Below are 23264 nucleotides of genomic sequence, written 5' to 3' on the forward strand. Positions count from 1 at the left end.
GACCCCCAGGCCCCCGTTTCAGACCTGAAGACTCACAACCCTGAGAGGGATTGACGCATAGTGCTCGACGTCAACTTCTTCGACGAGCTCCGGATCGGCCTGGCCACCGCGGACGACATCCGTCAGTGGAGCCACGGCGAGGTCAAGAAGCCCGAGACGATCAACTACCGCACCCTCAAGCCGGAAAAGGACGGGCTCTTCTGCGAGAAGATCTTCGGCCCCACCCGGGACTGGGAGTGCTACTGCGGCAAGTACAAGCGCGTCCGCTTCAAGGGCATCATCTGTGAGCGCTGCGGCGTCGAGGTGACCCGCGCCAAGGTGCGCCGTGAGCGGATGGGCCACATCGAGCTGGCCGCGCCCGTCACGCACATCTGGTACTTCAAGGGTGTCCCGAGCCGGCTGGGCTACCTGCTCGACCTGGCTCCCAAGGACCTCGAGAAGGTCATCTACTTCGCGGCGTACATGATCACGTTCGTCGACGAGGAGCGCCGCACCCGCGACCTGCCCTCCCTGGAGGCGCACGTCTCCGTGGAGCGCCAGCAGGTCGAGAACCGCCGGGACGCCGACCTGGAGGCCCGCGCCAAGAAGCTGGAAAGCGACCTGGCCGAGCTGGAGGCCGAGGGCGCCAAGGCCGACGTGCGCCGCAAGGTGCGCGAGGGTGCCGAGCGTGAGATGAAGCAGCTGCGCGACCGTTCGCAGCGCGAGATCGACCGCCTCGACGAGGTGTGGACCCGCTTCAAGAACCTCAAGGTCCAGGACCTGGAGGGCGACGAGCTCCTCTACCGCGAGCTGCGTGACCGCTTCGGCACGTACTTCGACGGCTCGATGGGTGCCGCGGCGCTGCAGAAGCGCCTGGAGTCCTTCGACCTCGACGAGGAGGCCGAGAAGCTCCGCGAGATCATCCGCACCGGCAAGGGCCAGAAGAAGACCCGTGCGCTCAAGCGCCTCAAGGTCGTCTCCGCGTTCCTGCAGACCAGCAACAGCCCCAAGGGCATGGTGCTCGACTGCGTGCCGGTCATCCCGCCGGACCTCCGCCCGATGGTGCAGCTGGACGGTGGCCGCTTCGCGACCTCCGACCTGAACGACCTGTACCGCCGTGTCATCAACCGCAACAACCGCCTGAAGCGGCTTCTCGACCTCGGTGCGCCCGAGATCATCGTGAACAACGAGAAGCGCATGCTCCAGGAGGCCGTGGACGCCCTCTTCGACAACGGTCGTCGTGGTCGCCCGGTCACCGGTCCCGGCAACCGCCCGCTGAAGTCCCTGAGCGACATGCTCAAGGGCAAGCAGGGTCGTTTCCGTCAGAACCTGCTCGGCAAGCGAGTCGACTACTCGGCGCGTTCCGTCATCGTCGTCGGCCCGCAGCTGAAGCTGCACCAGTGCGGTCTGCCCAAGGCCATGGCGCTGGAGCTCTTCAAGCCGTTCGTGATGAAGCGCCTGGTCGACCTGAACCACGCGCAGAACATCAAGTCCGCCAAGCGCATGGTGGAGCGCGGCCGTACCGTCGTGTACGACGTCCTCGAAGAGGTCATCGCCGAGCACCCGGTGCTGCTGAACCGTGCGCCCACCCTGCACCGCCTCGGCATCCAGGCCTTCGAGCCGCAGCTGGTCGAGGGCAAGGCCATCCAGATCCACCCGCTCGTCTGCACCGCGTTCAACGCGGACTTCGACGGTGACCAGATGGCCGTGCACCTGCCGCTGTCCGCGGAGGCGCAGGCCGAGGCCCGCATCCTGATGCTGTCCTCGAACAACATCCTCAAGCCCGCCGACGGCCGTCCGGTGACGATGCCGACCCAGGACATGGTCCTCGGTCTGTTCTTCCTCACCACCGACGGCGAACTCCGTGACACCAAGGGCGAGGGCCGTGCGTTCGGCTCCACGGCCGAGGCGACCATGGCGTTCGACGCCGGCGAGCTGGCCCTGCAGTCGGCGATCGACATCCGCTTCCCGGTGGGCACCATCCCGCCGCGCGGCTGGACCCCGCCGGCCGTCGAGGAGGGCGAGCCGGAGTACCAGACCGGTGACACCTTCCGGCTGCGCACCACCCTGGGCCGCGCGCTCTTCAACGAGCTGCTGCCCGAGGACTACCCGTTCGTCGACTACTCGGTGGGCAAGAAGCAGCTCGGCGAGATCGTCAACGACCTGGCGGAGCGCTACCCCAAGGTCATCGTGGCGGCGACGCTCGACAACCTGAAGGCGGCCGGCTTCTACTGGGGCACCCGCTCCGGTGTCACCGTGGCCATCTCCGACGTCGTCGTCCCCGAGGCCAAGAAGGCGATCGTCGCCGGCTACGAGGCCCAGGACGAGAAGGTCCAGAAGCAGTACGAGCGCGGTCTGATCACCAAGGAAGAGCGCACTCAGGAGCTCATCGCGATCTGGACCAAGGCGACCAACGAGGTCGCCGAGGCGATGAACGAGAACTTCCCCAAGACGAACCCCATCTTCATGATGGTTGACTCGGGTGCCCGAGGAAACATGATGCAGATGCGGCAGATCGCCGGTATGCGTGGTCTGGTGTCGAACGCCAAGAACGAGACCATCCCGCGTCCGATCAAGGCGTCCTTCCGTGAGGGCCTGTCCGTCCTTGAGTACTTCATCTCCACGCACGGTGCCCGTAAGGGTCTGGCCGACACCGCCCTGCGTACCGCCGACTCGGGTTACCTGACCCGTCGTCTGGTGGACGTCTCGCAGGACGTCATCATCCGCGAGGAGGACTGCGGCACCGAGCGCGGCCTCAAGCTGCACATCGCCGAGGTCGGCGCGGACGGCGTGCTGCGCAAGGCGGACAACGTCGAGACCAGCGTGTACGCCCGTGCGCTGGCCGAGGACATCGTCGTCGACGGCGTGGTGCTGGCCCCGGCCAACACCGACCTCGGTGACGTGCTCATCGACGAGCTGGTCGCCCGTGGCGTCTCCGAGGTCAAGACCCGCTCGGTCCTGACCTGCGAGTCCGCCGTCGGCACCTGCGCCATGTGCTACGGCCGCTCGCTGGCCACCGGCAAGCTGGTCGACATCGGTGAGGCGGTCGGCATCATCGCCGCCCAGTCCATCGGTGAGCCCGGTACCCAGCTGACGATGCGTACCTTCCACACCGGTGGTGTGGCCGGTGACGACATCACCCAGGGTCTGCCGCGTGTCGTCGAGCTCTTCGAGGCCCGTACCCCGAAGGGTGTCGCCCCGATCTCCGAGGCCCAGGGCCGCGTGCGGATCGAGGAGACCGAGAAGACCAAGAAGATCGTCGTCACCCCGGACGACGGCAGCGACGAGATGGCCTACCCCATCTCCAAGCGTGCCCGTCTCCTGGTCAGCGAGGGCGAGCACGTCGAGGTGGGCCAGAAGCTCACCGTGGGTGCCACCAACCCGCACGACGTGCTGCGCATCCTGGGTCAGCGTGCCGTCCAGGTCCACCTGGTCGGCGAGGTCCAGAAGGTGTACAACTCGCAGGGTGTGTCGATCCACGACAAGCACATCGAGATCATCATCCGGCAGATGCTGCGCCGCGTGACGATCATCGAGTCCGGCGACGCCGAGCTGCTGCCCGGCGAGCTGGTCGAGCGCTCGAAGTTCGAGCACGAGAACCGTCGTGTGGTCCAGGAGGGCGGTCACCCGGCCTCCGGCCGTCCGCAGCTGATGGGTATCACGAAGGCGTCGCTGGCGACGGAGTCGTGGCTGTCCGCGGCCTCCTTCCAGGAGACGACCCGAGTCCTGACGGACGCGGCGATCAACGCCAAGTCCGACAGCCTCATCGGTCTGAAGGAGAACGTCATCATCGGTAAGCTCATCCCGGCCGGTACGGGTCTGTCCCGCTACCGCAACATCCGGGTCGAGCCGACCGAGGAGGCGAAGGCCGCGATGTACTCGGCCGTCGGCTACGACGACATCGACTACTCGCCGTTCGGCACGGGCTCCGGCCAGGCCGTTCCGCTGGAGGACTACGACTACGGTCCGTACAACCAGTAGTAGTTGTTCCTGAAGTCCTGAAGTCCTGAAGGGCGGTCACCCCGTTTCGTACGGGGTGACCGCCCTTCGGCGTTGTCTCAGCGCGCGGTGATCTCCAGCGCCGTCACGACCACCGCCGACACGGCGGCCAGCGCGCCGATGCTCGCCAGCGGCCACCGGGTCCGTTCCAGGGCGTCCAGCCGCTGCTCGTGGTCGGCGAGCTGCCTGTCGGTCTGGTCGCTGCGCTGGACGAGGAGCGCGAGCGCGCCGTCGACGCGGGCGAACCCGGCCTCCAGCGTGCCCCGCAGCCGCTCCAGTTCCAGGGCGACGGTGATCGGGTCGTTCGGATCAGGGTCGGTCATCGGCTCCCCCCGACCGCAGCCACGAGGGCAGCAGCGCCTGTACGGCGGGCACGGCCATCACCCGGGTGACCGCGGCGGCGACGGCGAGCGCGCCGGCGGCCCAGGGCAGGGTGTCCGGGACGCCGGCGGCGTCGACGACCGCCGGCAGCAGGACGCACAGGCCGACGGCCGTCTGCACGACGGTGCGCAGGGTGCGCCGGGTCGGTTCCGTCACGGGTCAGACCTCCTTCACGTAGGGGACCTGGAGCGCAGACCAGGACTTCGCCCCGGGCCAGCCGTCGGCCGAGGAGCCGGTGTAGCCGAGCCTGCGCTGCCACTTCGCGTACGACGCCCGGTCGGCGTCGGTCCACTGGGGGCCGGGGCCGGACGCGTAGGCCGAGCAGCCGCTCGCGACCAGCCGCTTGCCCATCGCGGTGACGATCGCCGACTTCGGGTTCTTCCTGAACCACTGGGCACCGGGGAAGGGCTGGTGGGCGGGGGTGCCGGGGGAGGGCGCCTGCGTCGCGAGGCGGGCCGCGACCCGGCTGCGGAAGTCGGCCATGGCGAAACCGCGCGGGTCGATCTTCGTGTTCGTCCACTCCTTGTGGCCGATGACCGACCGGGCGCTCCAGCCGTGCGCCCGGCACAGCGCGGCCGACGCCCGGACCATGGCGTCCAGCTGGACGTCGGGCCAGGGGTCCTTGCCGTCGCCGAGGTTGACGCACTCGAAGCCGTAGAAGTGGACGTTGCCGTCGGTGTCGTTCCGGTTCGGCGCGGGCAGCGAGGGGCGCTCGGCGATGACGGCCTTCAGGACGTCGCCGTCGCCGCTGCCGGCGTGGTTGGCGCGGCCGTTGCCGACGAGGTGGACCGTGCCGTCCTTGGCGATGACGCCGTGGCAGAGCGGGCCGGGCAGGTCGGAGCGGCCGTTGAAGCACATGCTGACGGAGGTGCCGGTGCCGGAGGTGACGGTGTGGTGGATGATCACGCCGTTCACCGGGCCCCAGGCGCCGTGTCCGGCCCTGTTGTGGGTGCGCCAGCCGTCGTGCTCGACGACGGTGACGCCTTCGGCTCCGAGGGCCGACAGGAGGGCGTCGGCGGAGAGGGGTGTGGCCATGGGGTGCCTTCCGGTCTGGATGCGGGCATGAGAAAACCCCGGCCGGAACCGGCTCGGGGTGAGGTCTCGGGGCGAGGTGGGGCGGGGCGGAGGGCTACTCCTCCGCGGACGCGGGGTCGGTGGGCGCCGTCTCCGTCGCGGAGTCCGCCGGCAGCGGGACCTCCTCGGTGGGAGCGGAGGTGTCCGCGCCGTCGCCTGCTTCGGGGTCGGTCGGTTCCCCGTCCTCCGGCGGTTCGGTGACGGTCTCGGTCACCTCCGTGGGCGCCGCTGTCCGGGGCCCCGGTGCCAGGTACTCGGCCAGTCCGGCCGCGACCGCGGTCGCCAGCCGGGCGAGCTGCTCGTCGTCGAGGGTGACGGGGACGGGATCGGCGGCCGTCTCAGACATACGCGGACTCCATGATCTCGCCCCAGGTGAGGCCCGAGGCGGTGAGTGCGGACAGGGTCGGGAAGGCGGCGGTGACCGCCGCGTACGTGGACAGGACCACCACGGGCGGGGCGGCGGGGGCGTCGGGGGTCAGCCCGTTGTCGGCGGGGGTGCCGTTGGGCCTGGTGCCGCGCAGCGTCAGGATCTGCTGCACACCGCCGTCGGCTGCTGCCGTCGTACTGATGCCGATCACCCAGGCCAGGGTGTCCAGGAGGGTGCCGGAGGCGTCGGTCAGCCTGATCACGTCCCCGAGCTGCACCCGGGGGTCGTACAGCACCTCGACGTCCCCGATGACCGGCACCGGGTAGGCCCCGGCGGCGTACAGCGTGTCGGCGATGGCCTGGGCGGAGGACAGGTCCTGGATCCAGTCGGTGCTGTCGCCGGTGTGCTCCTGACGGCCGTAGAACCGCTCGCTGGCCGTCCCCGCCACGTAGGCGACGGCCGACCGGTCCTCCGGATCCGCCCGTGGCTTGAGCGTCTCCAGGTAGACGGACCCGGTGCCGTCCTTCTTCGCCGTGTACAGGGCCTGGGCGGTGCGGTTGGTGAACCGGACCACCAGGTAGCCGTCCTCGCGGCGGGTCAGGACGTCGACCGCGCCCTTGACCGCCGTGCTGCCGGCCCTGGTGGTGGCGAACCGCACCTGGCTGCCGGCGGTGGTGACCGAGTCGTCGTCGGTGCTCGGCGGGCCGATGTCGAACTCCTCGTCCGCCATGACGTACGACACCGTCAGCGTGCCGTTCGCCGGGACCGTCCGCACGACGGTGTCGGAGTACGTCGTGCCCGAGTCGACGCCGAAGTCCTCCCAGATCTTGGCCGGCTGGCTGACGTAGTTGCGGCAGGCGTCGATCTCCTCGGTGAGGGTGAGCGAGGCGATGTCCCGTACCGAGGTGAGGGTGAGGTCCGCGGCGGTCGGTGCGGTGGCGAAGCGGGTGTGGTTGCGCCAGCGGAAGACGCCCCGCTCGTCGAACTCGGCGGTCGACATGCTCGCCTTGGCGATCTGTCCGACGACCTCCCACTGCGAACCGGACACCCGCGGCACCGAGTACAACGGCAGCACCGCGTCGTCCAGTTCGACGGCTTTCGTCCACGTGCCCGACTGGTCGAAGACCGACGCATTGGGCATGCCGGTGAGCCCGCTGGTGAGCTGGATGCCCTCGACGGCGAGGTCGGTGACGAGTTTCAGCTCGCGCAGTTCGGAGGCCGGCTGGATCCCGTAGTCGTTGGTGATCGTGTACAGCGACCCGATGAACACCGTCCCGTCCGGGCCGGTCAGCCGGGGCTGCACGGTCGGGTAGACGGTGGTGCCCGTGGTGACGGTGTCGATGAAGACACCGATGTGCCAGACGCCCTTGAGCGCCTGCACGGAGGTGATGTTGTTCCAGTTGGCGTTGAGGAACGCGCCGTCGGTGGTGCCCGAGCCGACCGTGAGCTGCCCGGTCGCGAAGTTCACCTGGAGCCGCAGGGTGCCGGTCGCACCGCCGGTGCGGTCGAGCACCAGGTCCATGCGGACCGTGTCGCCCGGCCCGGTCGCGGGATTGACCCAGGCCTCCAGCAGCAGCCGGCTCCCCGGCACCGTGACCCGGGAGCGCGGGAACCAGCTCGCGGTGACGCCGGTCACCAGCGGCAGCAGGGCCATCGCGTGCGGGGCACTGTCCCGCGTCCAGGTGTACTGGTCCGCCTCGGGCAGGGTCTCCGGCTGGCCGTACGGGGTGGCGAAGCCGCCGTGCAGGGTGGCGTGGACGAGGGTGAGCGGCTGGCCCTCGGCGAAGTCCGGGTAGCGGGGCGGCGGGCTGGAGTACACGCCCGCCTGGCGCAGCAGCTCGTCCACGCACCAGGTCGCGGTGGCCACCGGGCGGCCCAGCCGGAATCCGGCGTACGGCTTCGGCAGCAGCGCAGGGCCGCGCAGCCGCTCGGCGCCGTCCAGTGCGGTGAGCTGCACGGTGTCCGTGCCGGCCTGCGCGGACCGGGCACGGACGGTGCCCCGGAAGGCGGGCAGCGCGGCACCGCTTCCCACGCTGCCGCGCTGGACCACCGACTGGCCCGGGCGGGCGACGTCCCCGGTGGTCCGGTCGGCCCAGGGGGCGTACAGGGTGGGCGCCGGGGTGCCGTTCCTGCCGGACACCTGGAGCTGGAGCTGGGCCGCGGACGATCCCGCGAAGGCCCGCATCGCGGGCGGCAGATCGGTGGCGTAGGACCGCTCCAGCTGCCAGGACTGCACCTGCGTGGAGACGTCCGTGCCGCCGAGCCGGGTGCTGTGGGCGGTCGTGCGCTCACCGGCCGCGAGCGCGGCGGTCGTTGTGGCGTCAGCCTGCTGCACCGGACACCTCCACCAGGTCGAGACCGATGTTCCGGTACGGCAGCGGGCGGCCGGGGGCGTCGCTGTAGCCGGTGACCGCCAGCGGGGGAAGGCCGTCGCCGGGCACGCCGTCCTCGGCGGTGCCGCCGTAGGTGAGGCAGGCTCCGGCGAGGGAGTAGGTGCCGGCGGCGCCGGGGGTGGCGGTCGGGGTCGCGTAGACCGCGTCCGCGGGGGCCGTGCCGGTGACGAGCGGGCCGTAGGCGGTGGACGAGCCGATGACGGTGCCGTCGGCCTTCTTGTAGTCGATGCCGACCTTGGCCGTGGTGCCGAGCGCGGCGATCGCGGTCGGGGCGCGGAAGGAGACGGTGAGACCGGGGGCGACAGGGAAGGTCCCGGCGGTCGCGGTGCACCGCCAGGCCACCGCGCTGGTGGTGTCGGCGGCGGTGAAGGCGAAGGTTCCGGCGGCCGTCGTGCTCTCGGCGACGGTGCCTGTGGACGTCGTACGGAACCACTGGGCGAGCCCGGTGATGTCGGTGGCGCCGGACACGCCGCGGCCGAGGGCCTGGACGGGGGTGAGGACGTTGCCGGCGGCCGGGTCGAAGACGTACACCGGCCCGGAGCCGTCGACCCGGCGGGCGAGGCGGTCCAGGGCGCGGGCGTGGGCCGGGGCGAGCAGGTCCCAGGACAGCTTGAGGCGGCGGACGGGGGCCTGGTTGCGGGTGACGGTGACCCGGCCGCCGAGCGACTTGAACTCGCTGACGCCGAGGTCGGCACTGCGGTCGAAGGACTTGGCTGCCTGGTCGATCTCGGTCATGGAGCCGGGGCGGCCGATCCAGAGGTTTCCCATGGGGACTCCTGAAGGTTCCTGGCGGAGGGCATGAAAAAAGCCGACGGGCCGGCCGTCGGCGTGCGTGCGGGGACTCCTGGTTCGACTGGCCCTACCGGCGGGCGAGCTGGCGCCGGCCGAGGAACACCGCGCGGGCGATCTCCTGGGAGTCGACCTGGACGACGACCGGGCGCTCGGCGAGCTTCTCCACGGCCGCGGTGAGGGTGCGCAGGCCGCCGCCGTGGCCGAGCATGCGCTCCAGCTTGGACAGCGGGATGACCGCCTCGTTCTCGCCGGCCTCGCCGAGCAGGGCGAGGGTGCCGCCGCTGCGGGCGGTGACGATGCCGCCGGTGGCGAGGTGGGGGACGGGGACGCTCAGGCGGGGGAAGCCGAAGGAGCGACCGCCGAACTTCGGGACCCAGTCGGGGATGGAGATGTGGATGCCGGCGAGCGCGCCGAGCAGGCCGTTCAGGGCGGTGGCGAGGCCGGTCATCGGGGCGAGCATGGCGTTGCCGAGCCCCCTGAGCAGCGGACCGGCGTTCTTCGCCAGGCTGCCGACCGCCGTGCCGATGTGCTTCATGGCGTACGAGACACCCTTCTGCAGCAGGGCCGTGATCTTGTCCATGTTGACGAACTGGGCGATGAGCGGGGTCAGCAGCGTCATCACCAGGCCGAAGGGGCTCGCCGACATGGCGAGATTGAGCCCCTTCTGGGCGAGGGAGGCGCCCTTGAGGCCCTTGCCGAGGCTGCCCATCGACTTGCCGCCGGTCTCGGCGTTCTTCGCGGCCCGGCCGACGGAGGTCTCCACGGCGTCGGCCTGGCCCTTGACGTTCTTCAGCTCACCGTGGGCGCCCTTGGCGGCCGACCTGAGCTTGTCGAAGGACGACTTGAGCCTGTCGGTGCCGGTGCGGGCCTTGCCGAGTCCGCCGTCGGCACCGCCGGCCCCGGACTTGACCTTGTCCAGCCCGCCGCCGCTCTGGGTGGCGGAGGTCCTGAGCCTGGTGAGAGAGGTGGAGAGCTGGTCGGAGCCGGTCTTGAACTTGTTGAGCGATGTGCTGTTGTTGGCGGTCCTCGCCAGCCCGCCGACCGCGGAACCGGCCCGCTGGGACTCCTGCTGCATACGGGGCAGTGCAGAGGATGTCCTGCTCACCGCGTCACGGAACCGGACGATGCTCTGCGTCGCCTTGTCGAAGGATGACTGAATACTCATGGAAACTCCCGGGTACTGTCCCGCTGGGGTGCATCAGCTACCGGCCGCCACGGCTGCCAGTTCGCGCATTTTCGTCTGCAGGCTGGAAATTCTCGAATCCATTGTCGCGAGCGTCTTCGCGGTGGCTTCACTCTGCTTTTCGATGAGCTTCTTCTTTTCTCCGGCTTCCTCCTCCATCTCCTTGATGGCCTGGTCGGTCTTCTTCATCTGGGTGAATGTCCTGTCGAGTTCCTTCTTGGCCTTCTCCGCGTTCTTGGTCTCCGTTGCGGCTGCCCAGTTCGCGCCGCCCGACTGACCCTGCAGGCGTTTGGCCATGCCCACCGCGCGCTCCGCCTCGCCGTAGGCCTTTTCCGCCTTCTCGCCCGTTCTGGTGAGCTTCTGCTCCAGTTTTTCTTTTGCGTCACGCGTGTAGGGCCAGGTGTACCTCTGGCGCCCGCCGATCGTGATCCCCTTCTCGTCCACCTTGAAGAAGGCTCCGTCGATCTTGAGCGGTGTGAAGCCGACGGCTGCGAACCCGGCGGACACCTTCAGCATGTCGACCGAAGTGCTCAAGCCGTTGAGCTTGTGCTTTACTTTGTCCGCTTCGTCCTTCGTCCAGAAGTACCCGACGCTGTCATTTCCGCTTTTCGCCGGTGTGGCTGCCATGCCTGTCTCCCATGCGGTTGCTTTGCTTGTAGCCCGGTGTCGGGGTGTGGCACACTCCTCCAGTGGACACATTGGGGTGGGTTCTGGTCGGCTTGGCCGTCTTTCCAATACCCTTTATTTTTTGGTTCGGCTTGATTCCGTTGTGGGTCGAGCGACGGCTGAGGCGCGTAGGGAAAGAGGTCGTCGGCTGCTGTAGAAACGTCTTCGTCTCCGAGGACAGTTACTCGACCAGCTTCGAATTCGTGACGGAATCGGGCCGGGAAGTGATGTACAAGTCGCCGCTCCGCACCAGGAGCCTGGGCACGCCCGGCGAGGAGACCCTTCTCGTGTACGACCCTGCCTCGCCGTGGCGACGCGTCCGTACTCGGGCGGAGCTCGATTCGCGTTCCGAAGCGTGGCACTCGCTGGGGTGGCTGCTGGCCGTGGAAGCGACGATCGTGCCGATTCTCGTGCTCTACGTGCTGACGTACTGATCCATGGGCTCCTCGGCGTCCTCAGCGCCGTTCGTCATTCGGGTGCGGGCGGGCCGAGGTGGGTCCGGAGGGGTGCGGAAAGGGGAGGACCGTCGCTTCGGTGGGGGAGGGGCGGCGGATCTTGGCCCCGGTTGCCCCCGTCGCCCCGGTTGCCTCCGTTCCTCCCGTTGCCTCCGCTCGCCGGCGCTCGTCGTGTTCGCCGCGGTCCCGCCAGCCCTTGCCGTACGCCCTGAACTCCCGCTGTTCGATTTCCGTGCGCGTGGTGATCACGAGGTCCGGCGGCAGGGGGCGGCCTTTGAAGTGGGCTGCCAGTACGTGCCGCAGTTCCGCGGTCGCCTCGGTGTCGCACTGTTCCTGTGCCGTGTCTTCGTCCCTTGCCATGAGGCCCCCGTCACTCCGTGCCGTCCGGATCCCCGGACACCTTAAATCGAACAGATGTACGGGGTGTGGAAGGATACTCCGCGCACCTGTGAGCCGGAGGGCGAAAACAGGGGCGGTTCAGGCCACTTCGTACGTCCCGCCGATGCGGATGACGTTGCCGCTCACGTAGGCCGTACCGAGCACTCCGCCGCTGCCGAGCTGGGTGGCGGCGGAGCTCGACGCGGAGGCCGGGCCCCAGAGGGTGTACGCCGTCGCGCCGGTGGTCGCTCCGGGCTGGCACGAGATCAGCGCGCGGCCTCCGGCGACCGCCGCCACTCCCTGGAACTGCGGCAGCCCGCCGAGCGCCCCCGCCGTGACCGGCAGGCCGAAGCTGTAGTTGCCGCTGCCGTACGTCGTCGCCGCCCCGAAGGTGACCAGCGTCGTGAAGTGGCAGACCTTGCCCACCACCGCGTACTTGCCGGTCAGCGTGCCGTCGCCGATGGACGGGTTGGTGGTGGTGGCCGTCCAGGTCGGCGTGTACGTGTTCCAGGCGCCGAGCGCGATCCATGCCGAGCCCGTGTAGTAGCTGAGGGTGCCGGGGGTGGACAGCCAGGCGACCATTCCGGCCACCGGAGTCGTGACGTACGTGTCCCGGTCGGCGGCCGTCGAGTAGCGCAGGATCGTCCGGCTGTCGATGCCCTCGGCGAGGGACTGGAGGTGCAGCGGGAGATTCGCGGTGTCGGTGGGCTGGGGGTACGGGAGGCTGCTGAGCGGGGTGGTGAGGGTCATCGTGCATCACTCCTGCGATGGCGATCTCGGTATGCCGGCGGTCAGTTGAAGAACTGGGCCAGTTCGGCGGGGCTGGGGTTGCGGACCTCGGCGGCGGCGGTGGCCTCGGGGCCGGGTTCGGGAAGGGCCCGCTCCGACCGCGGCCGTGGGACCGGCTTGGGGTACTCCAGCGGTTCCGCGTCCTCGTCCCGGTTGACGGTGGCGAACATCCAGTTCGCCTCGGCGAGTTGGTCGACGACGGCGGCGAGCAGGTGGTCCGTGACCGACCAGTCGGCCGCCTCTCCGTGCAGTTCGCGCTGGGTCGCGCTGTCGCGTGGCAGATGGCTGACCAGCACCGCGAGCCGGCGGGCGGAGAGCCGGCCGCGATGCCAGTCGAGCAGGTCCACGCCGTAGTGGCGGAGCAGGTCCGCCTCCAGCGCCTCGGCGTGCTCGTCGACGAACTCGCCGAGGCTCAGCCTTCCCCCAGGCCGAGCCCGGTCTCCTTGCCGTACGCCTCCAGGACGGCGGCGATGTCCTGCATGGTGACGTCGAGGCGGTCGAAGCGGGTGAACTGGGCGTCGCCCAGCAGCACCTGCAGCAGGCCGTCCACGTCGTTGTCGTCGAGCTCCCGCAGGGCGCGGGCCGTCCTGCGGGTGAGCTCGGTCGGGAGGGTGAAGGTGTCACCGTCGACGGTGAAGGACCAGGTCCGGCCGAGCGCCTCCTGGCGCTGGGCACGGGCGGCGCTGACGTCGAAGGGCATGGGGCGACTCCTGTGCGGTGGAAGGCGGTCGGGGCGGTCGGGGCGGTCGGGGCGGGTGGGGCGGGTGGGGCGGGCGGGCCGAGGTGGGGAGGCCTCGGCCCGCCCGTGGGGGAGGGGATGGTTCAGGAGGCGGTCGAGTACGACGGGTCCTTCATCAGGAAGGTCGCCAGCGGCTTGGTGTTGTCGACGGCCAGTGCGGTGAAGGTGACGCCGAGCTTGATGGAGGCCGTGCGGGTCAGCGACAGCTCCTCGGTCTCGGTGACCTGGCCCCGGGCGACGACGAAGCGGTACGTGACGTCGGTGCCGTCGGAGAACTCGATGCCGAGGGCCTTCTCGTTGAACTTCGGGTCGGCCGACAGGTCGTACTTGTAGATCCCGGAGTTGGCGGCGGTCTCCGCCACCGCGTCACCGCCCATGAAGAACGGCAGCGTGTCCTCGTTCAGCTGGAGCAGCTGGAACTTCACGGTCAGGTCGCGGTCCGAGTAGATGAACCGGGCCGGGGAGACCGACTGCCAGGTCTCGACCGGGTCGAGCTTGTCCTTCTTCGCCAGCTTGATGCCGTCCTGGGAGGTGTAGCCGAGGTCCTTCCAGCCGGCGGCCCACGCGGTGCTGACATCGGTCGGCGCGGTCGTGCCGACCGGGGCGACCAGGATGCGGCCGGTACCGGCGACGCGGATCTCGTTGGCGTTGCTGCCTGCCATGCGTAACTCCTTTGAGTGGGTTGGTTGTCGCGTCGTTGCGACGCTGTGCCGTGCCGGGGCATGGCGAAGGCCCCGCCGTACGGTCCTGCCGGCGGGGCCTGTTCGGGGGAGCGGGCCGGATCCGGCCCGCTGGGAAGGGCCTTCGAACCGGTGGCTCAGGCGGGGCGGACGTGCAGCCGCACCGTCGCGTAGTAGCGGTTCGCCGCCGAGCGGTTCCAGTCCGGCAGCCAGCGCGGGCCGTCGGCCTCGACCACCTCCGTGACGTGCGCGGTGCCGTACGCCGTCCCACGCAGCGCGAGGACGGCGGAGCGGACGAGCAGGGCCAGGGTGTGCGCGGTGGTCTTGTCGGGGCCGTAGACCTCGAAGTCGACCAGGGGCTGGTCAAGGTGCTGGTCGTCGATCCAGGCCCCGCCGGCGCGGGAGACCAGGACGACCTGCTGGGTGCCGTCGAATCCACTCGGCGGGACGTTGTCCACGGTGGCGGCGGCGAGTTCGGTGCGGTCGGTCAGGAAGTCGACGACGAGTCGCTCGACATCGGGGAAGGTGACCGTCGGATCGGCCACGGGGTGACCTCCCTTCGCGGAGGGATACCTGGTGTGTCGATGGGTGTGCCCAGGGGGCTGCGGCGGGCTGCCGTCCCGTCGTGGGCACAGCTCCGCCGCTGCACCAACTGTGACACGTTGCGAGCGCGCACGCAACAAGTAGGGGATTTCCGAGGCCGGGCGCCGTTCGTGCGGGGCGCGGGGGACTCTGTGCCGGGCCCGTCGCCGGGGAGCTGTGCGTCCGTGCCCGAGGCGCGGGGGCTCGCGGCCCGCGCCGCGTCCGGGGCGGGCGGCTGTGGTCGACGCGGGGGCGGTCCGACCGCCGGTCGGCAGCGGCCCGTCGGCTGGCGGCGGGAGGGTGCTGCGGCTGGTCGAGGTGGTGTCGCGGGGCGGGGGGCCGCGCCGAGCGGGGCGGGGGCCGGTGTCTAGCGGGGTGGGGCGGGGGCGGTGCGGCGCGTGGTCCTCGTGCGGGCCGCGCATCAGCGACGGGCTCGGCGGGCCTCCGTCAGCGCGTCCGTCCAGCCGGCCGCGTAGGCCTTCGACTCGCGGGTGAGCAGTTCCTCGTACAGCCGGTCGAGCAGTGCCTCGCGGTCGGGCGCGGGGAAGTGCAGGAGGTGGGCGAGGCGGGTGTAGGTGTCGATCGGCTGATGCGGGAAGTTGCTCGTGCCAGTCGCCATGTCGGCCTGCTTTCCGGTCTGTCCGCTGGGCTGGTGGTGCAGATGTGCGCGACGGACGCGTTCGAGCGCCTGTTCGAACTAGTGTACGAGTAATCTCATGGTGTCGCTCCGTGTTTGCCGAAGTCGATTTGTTTCACTCTCCGTTACTGACCGGTCTGGACCTGCGGCGATGCAGGAGCGCAGTGGATGTTGTGTCAGATCCGTGGAGTAGGATCCGGCCGTTCTCCCGTCGGTGAATCGAAGGTGAACGGTGCGGCCTGACAACGGACCTGAGGGCCTGTCATACGACGGTGGACGGCCACAGGGCGGCCGTCCTCGCGCGGGGGGCGCGATGGGGCAGGGACGAGAGCAAGGCCTATGGGGTGGACGGGGACGCGGACGCAGGTAACGCGCGGCAACGGCACGTGATCGACTGGCTCGAACAGGCCCCCGATCTGCCACATCTGATCGCTCGTGTCTCCGAGCTGGTCCTGAGCCTCGACTACGGGCCCCGGGACCTGGTGATCCTTCCGCGCGCCGAGCTCGACCGGCGCGAGATGGCCGCCTACAGCGCCGGCTGGGCCGATGTGGTCGACGAGCGGCTTCCGGCCGTACGGCGGGCGTACGAACAGCGGATCACCGCCGCCTATGTACAGGGGCAGGAGGATGCCCGGACCGGGCGGCAGCCGCGCCGCGCCCGACGACCGGAGAGCGAGCGGGGCGAGCGGGAGCGGGAGTACGGAGGCGAGGTCATTCCGTTGCCCTATCTCCAACTCCTGCAGCCGCCGTCCGAATTGACGCGGGTAGAGCAGCGCGGGGAGCGGGAGCGGTCCGTCGCGGACGCGAGGCCCTGGGACGGGGGTGCCCACGGAGCCGCCGACGCGGCTGACATCGCTGAGGCGGGTGACGCCGACGCCCGTACGGATGCCGGGCCCGGAGCGGACGGTCTGCCGTCCGCGCGCGAGGTGCGCGACAAGCGCGTGGTACCCGCGGCCGAACGGCGTTCGGTCGTGCGGCGGAACGGGCGGCCCAGTGTGCCTCCGCTGAAGCGCGATGCTCCGGGCGGCGGCCGGGACAAGGGGCGTCGGGCGGACGGCGCCGGGGAGCGGGATCAGCAGGAGTCCGCGGATGCGCCCGGTATCCGGCTCTCCGACAGGGCCAGAGCCCTCGCCGACGAGTTGGAGGAGCGGGGCTCGGGCCGGCGCCGGGACGAGTGAGCGGGGCGGGCGGCGTCCGGTAGGAAGGGGCCGCTCGGAGGGGCCGGCCGGCAGAGCGGGTGGGGGCATTGGTTCGGTCTCGGCGGGACGGGCTGCGCCACCCCCGTGAAGAAACACCCGTCGGCCCACGGGTGTCGTCGATGGCGCGTCCGGAGAAGGAAGCGGGGTGTGAAGCGGGGGCTCAGTCCGCGGTCGTCGTCGCGTCCACCGGCTGGTCGTGTGCGTCGTTGGGCAGGAACTGTTCCACCACCCGCACGAACATCTCCCGTCGGTCGGCCGGCACCCCGAGCAGGTCCGCCACCTCCTCCAGCGTCGGCCGGCGGGCGAACTCCGCGCTCGCCGCCGGGGAGGTCAAGTAGTCGTGCGGGTCCGCCAGTTCCTCCGCCGTCAGGCGGCCGGAGCGGATGAGCATCTCGCGGACCTGGACGCCCAGGACGCGGGCGAGCCGGCGTGTGGTCTCCAGGTCCGGCATGCTCTGGCGCTGCAGCAGGCGGGTCACGGCGGCCCGGTGCACCCCCGCCTCGTCCGCTATCCGCGACTTGCCGCCGCCGCGTGGACTGTCGATGTCATAGCCGCGGTCGCGCATCAGGTCTTCGACCCACGCGGCGAACGCGTCCAGATCCTGGCTGGTCATGTGAGGGCTCGCTTCCTGTGGAGGGCAGCAAGTTTAGCTTGCTTGCGCGCACGGAATTACGTGCTCTCGTGCAAGCACTGAGGAAAATCTGTGCAATACGGGGGGATTTGGCGTCGTCCGGCGTTCGCGCGGCGCCCGAGTGGTCGCGGTCTTCCCGTGATCTCCCGAAAGGGTCGCTGGCATATTTGTTGCGAGCGCGCGCGCAATCTGTAAGTCTGGACGGCGCTCGCCTCACACCAGCCCCACCGGAGCCACCTTGGGAGGCCCCATGACCGTCACCGTCACCGGCAGCTCATGCCCACCACCCGCCTGGCAGGCCACAGCCGCCTGCGCCGGGCTCCCGCCCCGGGTCGTCTTCTCGAAGAAGGTCAAGGAGGCCGCACCCGCCCTGCGGGCCTGCGCCCGCTGCCCGGTCCGGCGCGACTGCGAGGAGGCCGTCGCCCCCGCCGCCAACTGGTTCGACGGTGTCTGCGGCGGCCGGCTGTGGCGCCGCGGGCGTCCCGTGGAGATCCCCGCGCACCTCCTCCCGGCCATGCGGAGCCCGGCCATGCGGAACCCGGCCGTGCGGAGCCCGGTCGTCCAGGGCGCGCTGCGCCGCGGAGGCTCCGTTGCCTGACCGTCTGCCCGACCGTCGTACGACCCCTGCCCGCCCACCCTCCGGAGACCGCGCCGCCGACAACGCCGCCGACAACACGGCCGACAACGCCGCCGACAACGCAGCCCTCTGGATCGGCCTGCTCCTCCGGCAGTTCCCCGAGCTGGCCGTCGAGCTCGCTCCCGGGCGTGGCTCCGCCGGGGCCCACCGGGCCGTGCCCGCCCCGCCCCCCGCCGACCTCGCCGACCGGCTCCGGGAGGAGCGCGCCGAGGCGCTGCTGCTCCAGCAGGCCCACGGACTCGTCGCCCCCGGTCACGGCGCCGCGCCGCTGCGGCTGCACATCTCCGACACCATCCGCGACATCACCGACGGGGTCGTGGAGCTGGAGGAGGCGGTGCGGGACCGGCTCGGGCTGCCGCGGGTCCGCCGCGCCTCGGTGCCCGAGCGGCTGCGCCGGATCGCCGGGCTCCTCGACGGCATCGCCGCCGACCCCGTCCTCGCCGCCCACGTCCGGGACGAGATCCGGCGGATGGCCCGGCGCTGCGCCCGCGCCCTGGGGGACACCGAGACCGTCGTCCGGGTCTCCGGGCGCTGCCCCTGGTGCGACTCCGTCTCGCTGCGCGCCTTCCCGGACCGCGCCGCCGTCCTCTGTGTCAACCCGGCCTGCCGGTGCACGGACCCCGACTGCGGCTGCCACGACGACCCGGCCTACCGGCATACCTGGGACGAGGGGGAGTGGAGCCACCGGTGAAGGCGACCCAGGGTTCACCCACCCTCATTCCCGGGCCCCTCGCCGCCCAGGAGGCCGGCGTCGCCCCGGCGACCATCCGCAAATGGGTCCAGCTCGGCCACCTCACGGCCGCCGGCAAGGCGGGCCGGGCCGCGCTGTTCCGCCTGGAGGACGTCTTCGCGGCGGAACGCACGGCCGCCCGCCGCCCGTAGCGGAGCCCGTGGCGGACATCCGGTAGGGGATCCCGTAGGCCGGGCAGCTCGCCCGGCCTACGGGATCCCCAGCTCGAAGATCACATAGTGCCCGTACCACCCCGACGCCACCGCGGCCGTCGAGAAGAACACCAGCAGGCTCGGCCACCTCAGCCGCGCCATCGCCGCCGCCGGAGCCAGCAGCAGCGGGAAGACGGGGAGCAGGTAGCGCGGGGTGTTGCCGAACATCTGCTGGGTGCCGAGGATCGTCACGATCGAGGCGAGGGTGTACGCCGTCAGCACAAGGGGCGGCCGTTTCCGCAGCAGGAGCGCGACGAGGAACGGCAGCGCCACCACCACCTGCACGGCGATCAGGTCCGGGACCGAGTAGGCGAAGAGGTAGTCGCCGTGCCCCACCGCCACGTTCCGCAGTACGTCCAGGGTGTAGGCACCGAAGTCGAAGTAGTGGGCCCAGGCCTCGCGCTGGAGCGAGAAGTACGCGCCCGGGTCGCCCATCGACCAGCCGACCCAGGCGATGTAGGTGAGCAGGCCGAGGGGTGCGGCGACCGCCGCGTACAGCGGGGCCGCGACGCCCTGCTCCTGTCGGCTGTCCCGGCGCCCCAGCGTCACCAGCGCCGCCAGGCCGACCGCGCCGATCAGCACGGCCGCGGTGGGACGGCTCAGGCCGGACAGGAAGGCGAGCAGGCCCGCCGTCACCCAGCGGCGTTTCAGCACCGCGTGGCAGGTCCAGGCGGCGATCGCCACGAACAGGGACTCCGTGTAGACCGCCCACTCGACGCCGGCGGCGGGGGCCACCGCCCACAGGCCGGCCGCGATGGTGCCGGCCCGGGCGCCGGCGAGCAGCGAGACCACCGCGTAGATGCCGGCCGCCGCGACGAAGGAACACAGGACCGAGACGAGGATCGCCGCCCCGAACAGGCCGAGGCCGGTGACTTCCGAGACGGCCCGGACCAGGCCCGGGTACAGGGGGAAGAACGCGACCGAGTTCTGCTCGGCGCTGAACTGGCCGCCCGGGGCGAGGGGCTGGAGGGGCTGCGGGTGGTAGCCCTTCTGCGCGACCTGGAGGTACCACCAGCCGTCCCAGGTGGACAGGACGTCCCACCAGTGGGCGCCGCCGCCGAAGCGGGGGTCCTTGGTGCGGTAGTCACCGGCGGACGTCAGCAGCCAGGCGAAGACGAGGAGGCCGGTGAGCTTGGCGGCGCCGTACAGGGCGAGGGGCGGGAGGTAGGGGCGGGCGGCCGGGGGGAGGCGGAGTCGCGGCGCCGGCTCGGCCGTGGTCGCGGTGTCGCTCTGAGCTGTGCTCATGCGTGAATCCCCCTGAAGAACGCCGTGCGCAGTGCCGTGCGTGGTCGTCGGGCGGCTGCGGGTCCGTCGTGGCTGGTCGCGCAGTTCCCCGCGCCCCCAGGGGGCGCGTTGCAGGAGCCCGGCGATCAGAAGATCTGATCAGCGTCGCACAGCTGTGAATCCGATCGGGGGCAGCTCGCGCCGCTCTCCGTTCGCGTGTCGTTCGTCTCCGTGGTATATCGGAAGGCGTCTCAAAACCCCAGCTCACGCCCCCCGCAACCGGTCCCCGTCCTTTTGTTTTGACCGGAGTGATTGCGCTGGGTACGCTCAGACCTTGTGCCTGGGGTGTGCCCTGACCCTCGTGCGTGCCTTCAAACCGCACCGGAGTGACGAAGCGGCCACCGCGATCCGCGCCCCCTTCTGCCTTGCGGCAGAAGGTCTGCGGAATCCGACACACCCGACCGCGTGGGTCGGCGACGTTCCAGGTTAGCTTCACCATCGGCACACAGAAACCGGAGAAGTAGTGCCTACGATCCAGCAGCTGGTCCGCAAGGGCCGGCAGGACAAGGTCGAGAAGAACAAGACCCCCGCACTCGAGGGCTCCCCTCAGCGCCGGGGCGTCTGCACGCGTGTGTTCACGACCACCCCGAAGAAGCCGAACTCGGCCCTGCGTAAGGTCGCGCGTGTGCGTCTGACCAGCGGGATCGAGGTCACCGCTTACATTCCGGGTGAGGGACACAACCTGCAGGAGCACTCCATCGTGCTCGTGCGCGGCGGCCGTGTGAAGGACCTGCCCGGTGTTCGCTACAAGATCATCCGCGGCTCGCTTGACACCCAGGGTGTCAAGAACCGCAAGCAGGCCCGCAGCCGCTACGGCGCCAAGAAGGAGAAGTAAGAATGCCTCGTAAGGGCCCCGCCCCGAAGCGCCCGGTCATCATCGACCCGGTCTACGGTTCTCCTCTTGTCACCTCCCTGATCAACAAGGTGCTGCTGAACGGCAAGCGCTCCACCGCCGAGCGCATCGTGTACGGCGCCATGGAGGGCCTGCGCGAGAAGACCAGCAACGACCCGGTCATCACGCTGAAGCGCGCGCTGGAGAACATCAAGCCGACCCTCGAGGTCAAGTCCCGCCGTGTCGGTGGTGCGACGTACCAGGTTCCGATCGAGGTCAAGCCCGGTCGCGCCAACACCCTCGCGCTGCGCTGGCTCGTCGGCTACTCCCGCGCCCGTCGCGAGAAGACCATGACCGAGCGTCTGCTCAACGAGCTTCTCGACGCTTCGAACGGCCTCGGTGCGGCCGTCAAGAAGCGCGAGGACACGCACAAGATGGCCGAGTCCAACAAGGCCTTCGCGCACTACCGCTGGTAGTCGCTCCCCCCATCGAGACCGAGAGAAGACCGAAGCCTTATGGCTACCACTTCACTTGACCTGGCCAAGGTCCGCAACATCGGGATCATGGCCCACATCGACGCGGGCAAGACGACCACCACCGAGCGGATCCTGTTCTACACCGGTGTGTCGTACAAGATCGGTGAGGTCCACGACGGCGCTGCCACCATGGACTGGATGGAGCAGGAGCAGGAGCGTGGCATCACGATCACCTCTGCTGCCACCACCTGTCACTGGCCGCTCGAAGACGTCGACCACACCATCAACATCATCGACACCCCGGGCCACGTCGACTTCACCGTCGAGGTGGAGCGTTCGCTGCGCGTGCTCGACGGTGCCGTGACGGTGTTCGACGGCGTCGCCGGTGTCGAGCCGCAGTCCGAGACGGTGTGGCGTCAGGCGGACCGCTACGGCGTTCCGCGTATCTGCTTCGTCAACAAGCTCGACCGGACCGGTGCCGAGTTCCACCGCTGCGTCGACATGATCTCTGACCGCCTGGGCGCTCAGCCGATCGTCATGCAGCTCCCGATCGGTGCCGAGGCCGACTTCAAGGGCGTCGTCGACCTGGTCACGATGAAGGCGCTCGTGTGGTCCGCCGAGGCGGAGAAGGGCGAGATGTACGACGTCGTCGACATCCCGGCCACCCACACCGAGGCTGCCGAGGAGTACCGCGGCAAGCTCGTCGAGACCGTCGCCGAGAACGACGACGAGATCATGGAGCTGTTCCTGGAGGGCCAGGAGCCTTCCGTGGAGCAGCTGTACGCCGCGATCCGTCGTATCACCATCGCGTCCGGCAAGTCCGACGGCGTCACCGTCACCCCGGTGTTCTGCGGTACCGCGTTCAAGAACAAGGGCGTTCAGCCCCTGCTCGACGCGGTCGTGCGCTACCTGCCCTCCCCCCTGGACGTCGAGGCCATCGAAGGCCACGACGTGAAGGACCCGGAGGTCGTGGTCAAGCGCAAGCCGTCCGACGAGGAGCCGCTGTCCGCGCTGGCGTTCAAGATCATGAGCGACCCGCACCTCGGCAAGCTCACCTTCGTCCGGGTCTACTCGGGCCGCCTGGAGTCCGGCAGCGCCGTGCTGAACTCCGTCAAGGGCAAGAAGGAGCGCATCGGCAAGATCTACCGCATGCACGCGAACAAGCGTGAGGAGATCGAGTCGGTGGGCGCCGGCGACATCATCGCCGTCATGGGTCTGAAGCAGACCACGACCGGTGAGACGCTGTGCGACGACAAGCAGCCGGTGATCCTGGAGTCCATGGACTTCCCGGCGCCGGTCATCCAGGTCGCCATCGAGCCCAAGTCCAAGGGTGACCAGGAGAAGCTGGGTGTCGCCATCCAGCGTCTCGCGGAGGAGGACCCCTCCTTCCAGGTCCACTCGGACGAGGAGACCGGCCAGACCATCATCGGTGGTATGGGCGAACTGCACCTCGAGGTGCTGGTCGACCGCATGCGCCGTGAGTTCAAGGTCGAGGCCAACGTCGGCAAGCCGCAGGTCGCGTACCGCGAGACGATCCGCAAGGCCGTCGAGCGCGTCGACTACACCCACAAGAAGCAGACCGGTGGTACCGGTCAGTTCGCCAAGGTGCAGATCGCGATCGAGCCCATCGAGGGCGGCGACGCGTCGTACGAGTTCGTGAACAAGGTGACCGGTGGCCGTATCCCGAAGGAGTACATCCCTTCGGTCGACGCCGGTGCGCAGGAGGCCATGCAGTTCGGCATCCTGGCCGGCTACGAGATGACGGGCGTCCGCGTCACGCTCATCGACGGTGGCTACCACGAGGTCGACTCCTCCGAGCTCGCCTTCAAGATCGCTGGTTCGCAGGCCTTCAAGGAGGCCGCGCGCAAGGCGTCCCCCGTGCTCCTGGAGCCGATGATGGCCGTCGAGGTCACCACGCCCGAGGACTACATGGGTGAGGTCATCGGCGACATCAACTCCCGCCGTGGTCAGATCCAGGCCATGGAGGAGCGGGCCGGTGCCCGCGTCGTGAAGGGCCTCGTGCCCCTCTCGGAGATGTTCGGTTACGTCGGCGACCTGCGCAGCAAGACGTCCGGCCGGGCCAGCTACTCCATGCAGTTCGACTCCTACGCCGAGGTTCCGCGGAACGTCGCCGAGGAGATCATCGCGAAGGCCAAGGGCGAGTAAGTA

26 protein-coding genes are annotated in these 23264 nt (G+C 70.0%); 9 read left to right on the forward strand and 17 right to left on the reverse strand.

What is annotated here, in order from left to right; all coding sequences use genetic code 11:
* The first annotated feature begins 60 nt into the window (after positions 1–60).
* Positions 61–3960 carry a DNA-directed RNA polymerase subunit beta' gene (locus tag AB0D74_RS45985; protein ID WP_362600986.1) on the forward strand — a complete coding sequence of 1300 codons (3900 nt, stop codon included), beginning with the start codon at positions 61–63 and terminating at the stop codon, positions 3958–3960.
* A gap of 77 nt (positions 3961–4037) precedes the next feature.
* On the opposite strand, the gene AB0D74_RS45990 is transcribed toward AB0D74_RS45985, so the two are convergent.
* From AB0D74_RS45990 to AB0D74_RS46025, 8 genes are all read right to left on the reverse strand, one after another.
* Entirely contained in the window at positions 4038–4301 is a 264-nt protein-coding gene (locus AB0D74_RS45990; protein WP_362600989.1) for a hypothetical protein, read from the reverse strand.
* A complete protein-coding gene (locus tag AB0D74_RS45995) occupies positions 4288–4515 on the reverse strand; it encodes a hypothetical protein (protein ID WP_362600992.1) in 228 nt (75 codons plus the stop codon). The genes AB0D74_RS45990 and AB0D74_RS45995 overlap by 14 nt, the downstream gene beginning before the upstream one ends.
* 3 nt (positions 4516–4518) lie before the next feature.
* Positions 4519–5394 (reverse strand): peptidoglycan-binding protein, encoded by an 876-nt coding sequence (locus AB0D74_RS46000; protein WP_362600995.1) that lies wholly within the window; start codon positions 5392–5394, stop codon positions 4519–4521.
* Positions 5395–5488: 94 nt separating this feature from the next.
* Positions 5489–5779, reverse strand: a complete 291-nt coding sequence (locus AB0D74_RS46005; protein ID WP_362600998.1) for a hypothetical protein — start codon at positions 5777–5779, stop codon at positions 5489–5491.
* Positions 5772–8135: a hypothetical protein gene (locus AB0D74_RS46010; RefSeq protein ID WP_362601000.1), complete on the reverse strand. Its 2364-nt coding sequence runs from the start codon at positions 8133–8135 to the stop codon at positions 5772–5774. The genes AB0D74_RS46005 and AB0D74_RS46010 overlap by 8 nt, the downstream gene beginning before the upstream one ends.
* Positions 8122–8961: a hypothetical protein gene (locus AB0D74_RS46015; RefSeq protein WP_362601002.1), complete on the reverse strand. Its 840-nt coding sequence runs from the start codon at positions 8959–8961 to the stop codon at positions 8122–8124. The genes AB0D74_RS46010 and AB0D74_RS46015 overlap by 14 nt, the downstream gene beginning before the upstream one ends.
* A gap of 91 nt (positions 8962–9052) precedes the next feature.
* Positions 9053–10150 (reverse strand): hypothetical protein, encoded by a 1098-nt coding sequence (locus AB0D74_RS46020; protein WP_362601005.1) that lies wholly within the window; start codon positions 10148–10150, stop codon positions 9053–9055.
* 33 nt (positions 10151–10183) lie between these two features.
* On the reverse strand, positions 10184–10795 hold the full coding sequence (locus AB0D74_RS46025) for a hypothetical protein (RefSeq protein ID WP_362601007.1): 612 nt from the start codon (positions 10793–10795) through the stop codon (positions 10184–10186).
* Between the two features lie 62 nt (positions 10796–10857).
* Here AB0D74_RS46025 and AB0D74_RS46030 point away from each other — a divergent pair, with 62 nt between their 5' ends.
* The gene (locus AB0D74_RS46030; protein WP_362601010.1) at positions 10858–11268 is read left to right on the forward strand and encodes a hypothetical protein; all 411 of its coding nucleotides are present in this window, start codon (positions 10858–10860) and stop codon (positions 11266–11268) included.
* A gap of 21 nt (positions 11269–11289) precedes the next feature.
* Here the strand turns inward: AB0D74_RS46030 and AB0D74_RS46035 are convergent, their stop codons facing one another.
* The 7 genes from AB0D74_RS46035 to AB0D74_RS46065 all read right to left on the reverse strand — a co-directional run bounded on the left by AB0D74_RS46035 (position 11290) and on the right by AB0D74_RS46065 (position 15076).
* The gene (locus tag AB0D74_RS46035) at positions 11290–11649 is read right to left on the reverse strand and encodes a hypothetical protein (protein ID WP_362601013.1); all 360 of its coding nucleotides are present in this window, start codon (positions 11647–11649) and stop codon (positions 11290–11292) included.
* 117 nt (positions 11650–11766) lie between these two features.
* Positions 11767–12417 carry a hypothetical protein gene (locus AB0D74_RS46040; RefSeq protein WP_362601017.1) on the reverse strand — a complete coding sequence of 217 codons (651 nt, stop codon included), beginning with the start codon at positions 12415–12417 and terminating at the stop codon, positions 11767–11769.
* A gap of 41 nt (positions 12418–12458) precedes the next feature.
* Positions 12459–12803, reverse strand: coding sequence for a hypothetical protein (locus AB0D74_RS46045; protein ID WP_362601020.1), 345 nt, complete (start codon positions 12801–12803; stop codon positions 12459–12461).
* 65 nt (positions 12804–12868) lie between these two features.
* Positions 12869–13156 (reverse strand): hypothetical protein, encoded by a 288-nt coding sequence (locus AB0D74_RS46050; RefSeq protein WP_362601023.1) that lies wholly within the window; start codon positions 13154–13156, stop codon positions 12869–12871.
* A 122-nt stretch (positions 13157–13278) separates the two neighbouring features.
* Positions 13279–13857, reverse strand: coding sequence for a phage tail protein (locus AB0D74_RS46055; RefSeq protein ID WP_362601026.1), 579 nt, complete (start codon positions 13855–13857; stop codon positions 13279–13281).
* 155 nt (positions 13858–14012) lie between these two features.
* Entirely contained in the window at positions 14013–14420 is a 408-nt protein-coding gene (locus AB0D74_RS46060) for a hypothetical protein (RefSeq protein ID WP_362601029.1), read from the reverse strand.
* A gap of 458 nt (positions 14421–14878) precedes the next feature.
* Positions 14879–15076 carry a hypothetical protein gene (locus AB0D74_RS46065; RefSeq protein ID WP_362601032.1) on the reverse strand — a complete coding sequence of 66 codons (198 nt, stop codon included), beginning with the start codon at positions 15074–15076 and terminating at the stop codon, positions 14879–14881.
* A 290-nt stretch (positions 15077–15366) separates the two neighbouring features.
* Here AB0D74_RS46065 and AB0D74_RS46070 point away from each other — a divergent pair, with 290 nt between their 5' ends.
* On the forward strand, positions 15367–16272 hold the full coding sequence (locus AB0D74_RS46070; protein ID WP_362601035.1) for a hypothetical protein: 906 nt from the start codon (positions 15367–15369) through the stop codon (positions 16270–16272).
* A gap of 181 nt (positions 16273–16453) precedes the next feature.
* Here AB0D74_RS46070 and AB0D74_RS46075 read toward each other — a convergent pair whose 3' ends face one another.
* Positions 16454–16906 (reverse strand): helix-turn-helix transcriptional regulator, encoded by a 453-nt coding sequence (locus AB0D74_RS46075; protein WP_362601038.1) that lies wholly within the window; start codon positions 16904–16906, stop codon positions 16454–16456.
* Between the two features lie 268 nt (positions 16907–17174).
* Between AB0D74_RS46075 and AB0D74_RS46080 the strand changes: the two genes are divergently transcribed.
* The 3 genes from AB0D74_RS46080 (at position 17175) to AB0D74_RS46090 (ending at position 18443) form a co-directional block, all read left to right on the forward strand.
* Positions 17175–17522, forward strand: a complete 348-nt coding sequence (locus tag AB0D74_RS46080) for a WhiB family transcriptional regulator (RefSeq protein WP_362601042.1) — start codon at positions 17175–17177, stop codon at positions 17520–17522.
* Between the two features lie 112 nt (positions 17523–17634).
* Positions 17635–18252 (forward strand): hypothetical protein, encoded by a 618-nt coding sequence (locus tag AB0D74_RS46085; RefSeq protein WP_362601119.1) that lies wholly within the window; start codon positions 17635–17637, stop codon positions 18250–18252.
* Complete coding sequence (locus AB0D74_RS46090; protein WP_362601044.1) at positions 18249–18443, forward strand: hypothetical protein; 195 nt, start codon at positions 18249–18251, stop codon at positions 18441–18443. Before AB0D74_RS46085 ends, AB0D74_RS46090 begins: the two co-directional genes overlap by 4 nt.
* A 57-nt stretch (positions 18444–18500) precedes the next feature.
* On the opposite strand, the gene AB0D74_RS46095 is transcribed toward AB0D74_RS46090, so the two are convergent.
* On the reverse strand, positions 18501–19748 hold the full coding sequence (locus AB0D74_RS46095; RefSeq protein ID WP_362601047.1) for a glycosyltransferase family 39 protein: 1248 nt from the start codon (positions 19746–19748) through the stop codon (positions 18501–18503).
* Positions 19749–20250: 502 nt separating this feature from the next.
* Between AB0D74_RS46095 and rpsL the strand changes: the two genes are divergently transcribed.
* The 3 genes from rpsL to fusA are packed head-to-tail and all read left to right on the forward strand — an operon-like array spanning position 20251 to position 23261.
* Complete coding sequence (rpsL, locus tag AB0D74_RS46100; RefSeq protein WP_003948652.1) at positions 20251–20622, forward strand: 30S ribosomal protein S12; 372 nt, start codon at positions 20251–20253, stop codon at positions 20620–20622.
* A 2-nt stretch (positions 20623–20624) separates the two neighbouring features.
* Positions 20625–21095 (forward strand): 30S ribosomal protein S7, encoded by a 471-nt coding sequence (gene rpsG, locus AB0D74_RS46105; RefSeq protein WP_005481264.1) that lies wholly within the window; start codon positions 20625–20627, stop codon positions 21093–21095.
* Between the two features lie 39 nt (positions 21096–21134).
* Positions 21135–23261 (forward strand): elongation factor G, encoded by a 2127-nt coding sequence (gene fusA / locus AB0D74_RS46110; RefSeq protein ID WP_362601050.1) that lies wholly within the window; start codon positions 21135–21137, stop codon positions 23259–23261.
* Positions 23262–23264 lie beyond the last annotated feature (3 nt).

Source organism: Streptomyces sp. NPDC048278 (genome assembly GCF_040652195.1).
Taxonomy (GTDB): Bacteria; Actinomycetota; Actinomycetes; order Streptomycetales; family Streptomycetaceae; genus Streptomyces.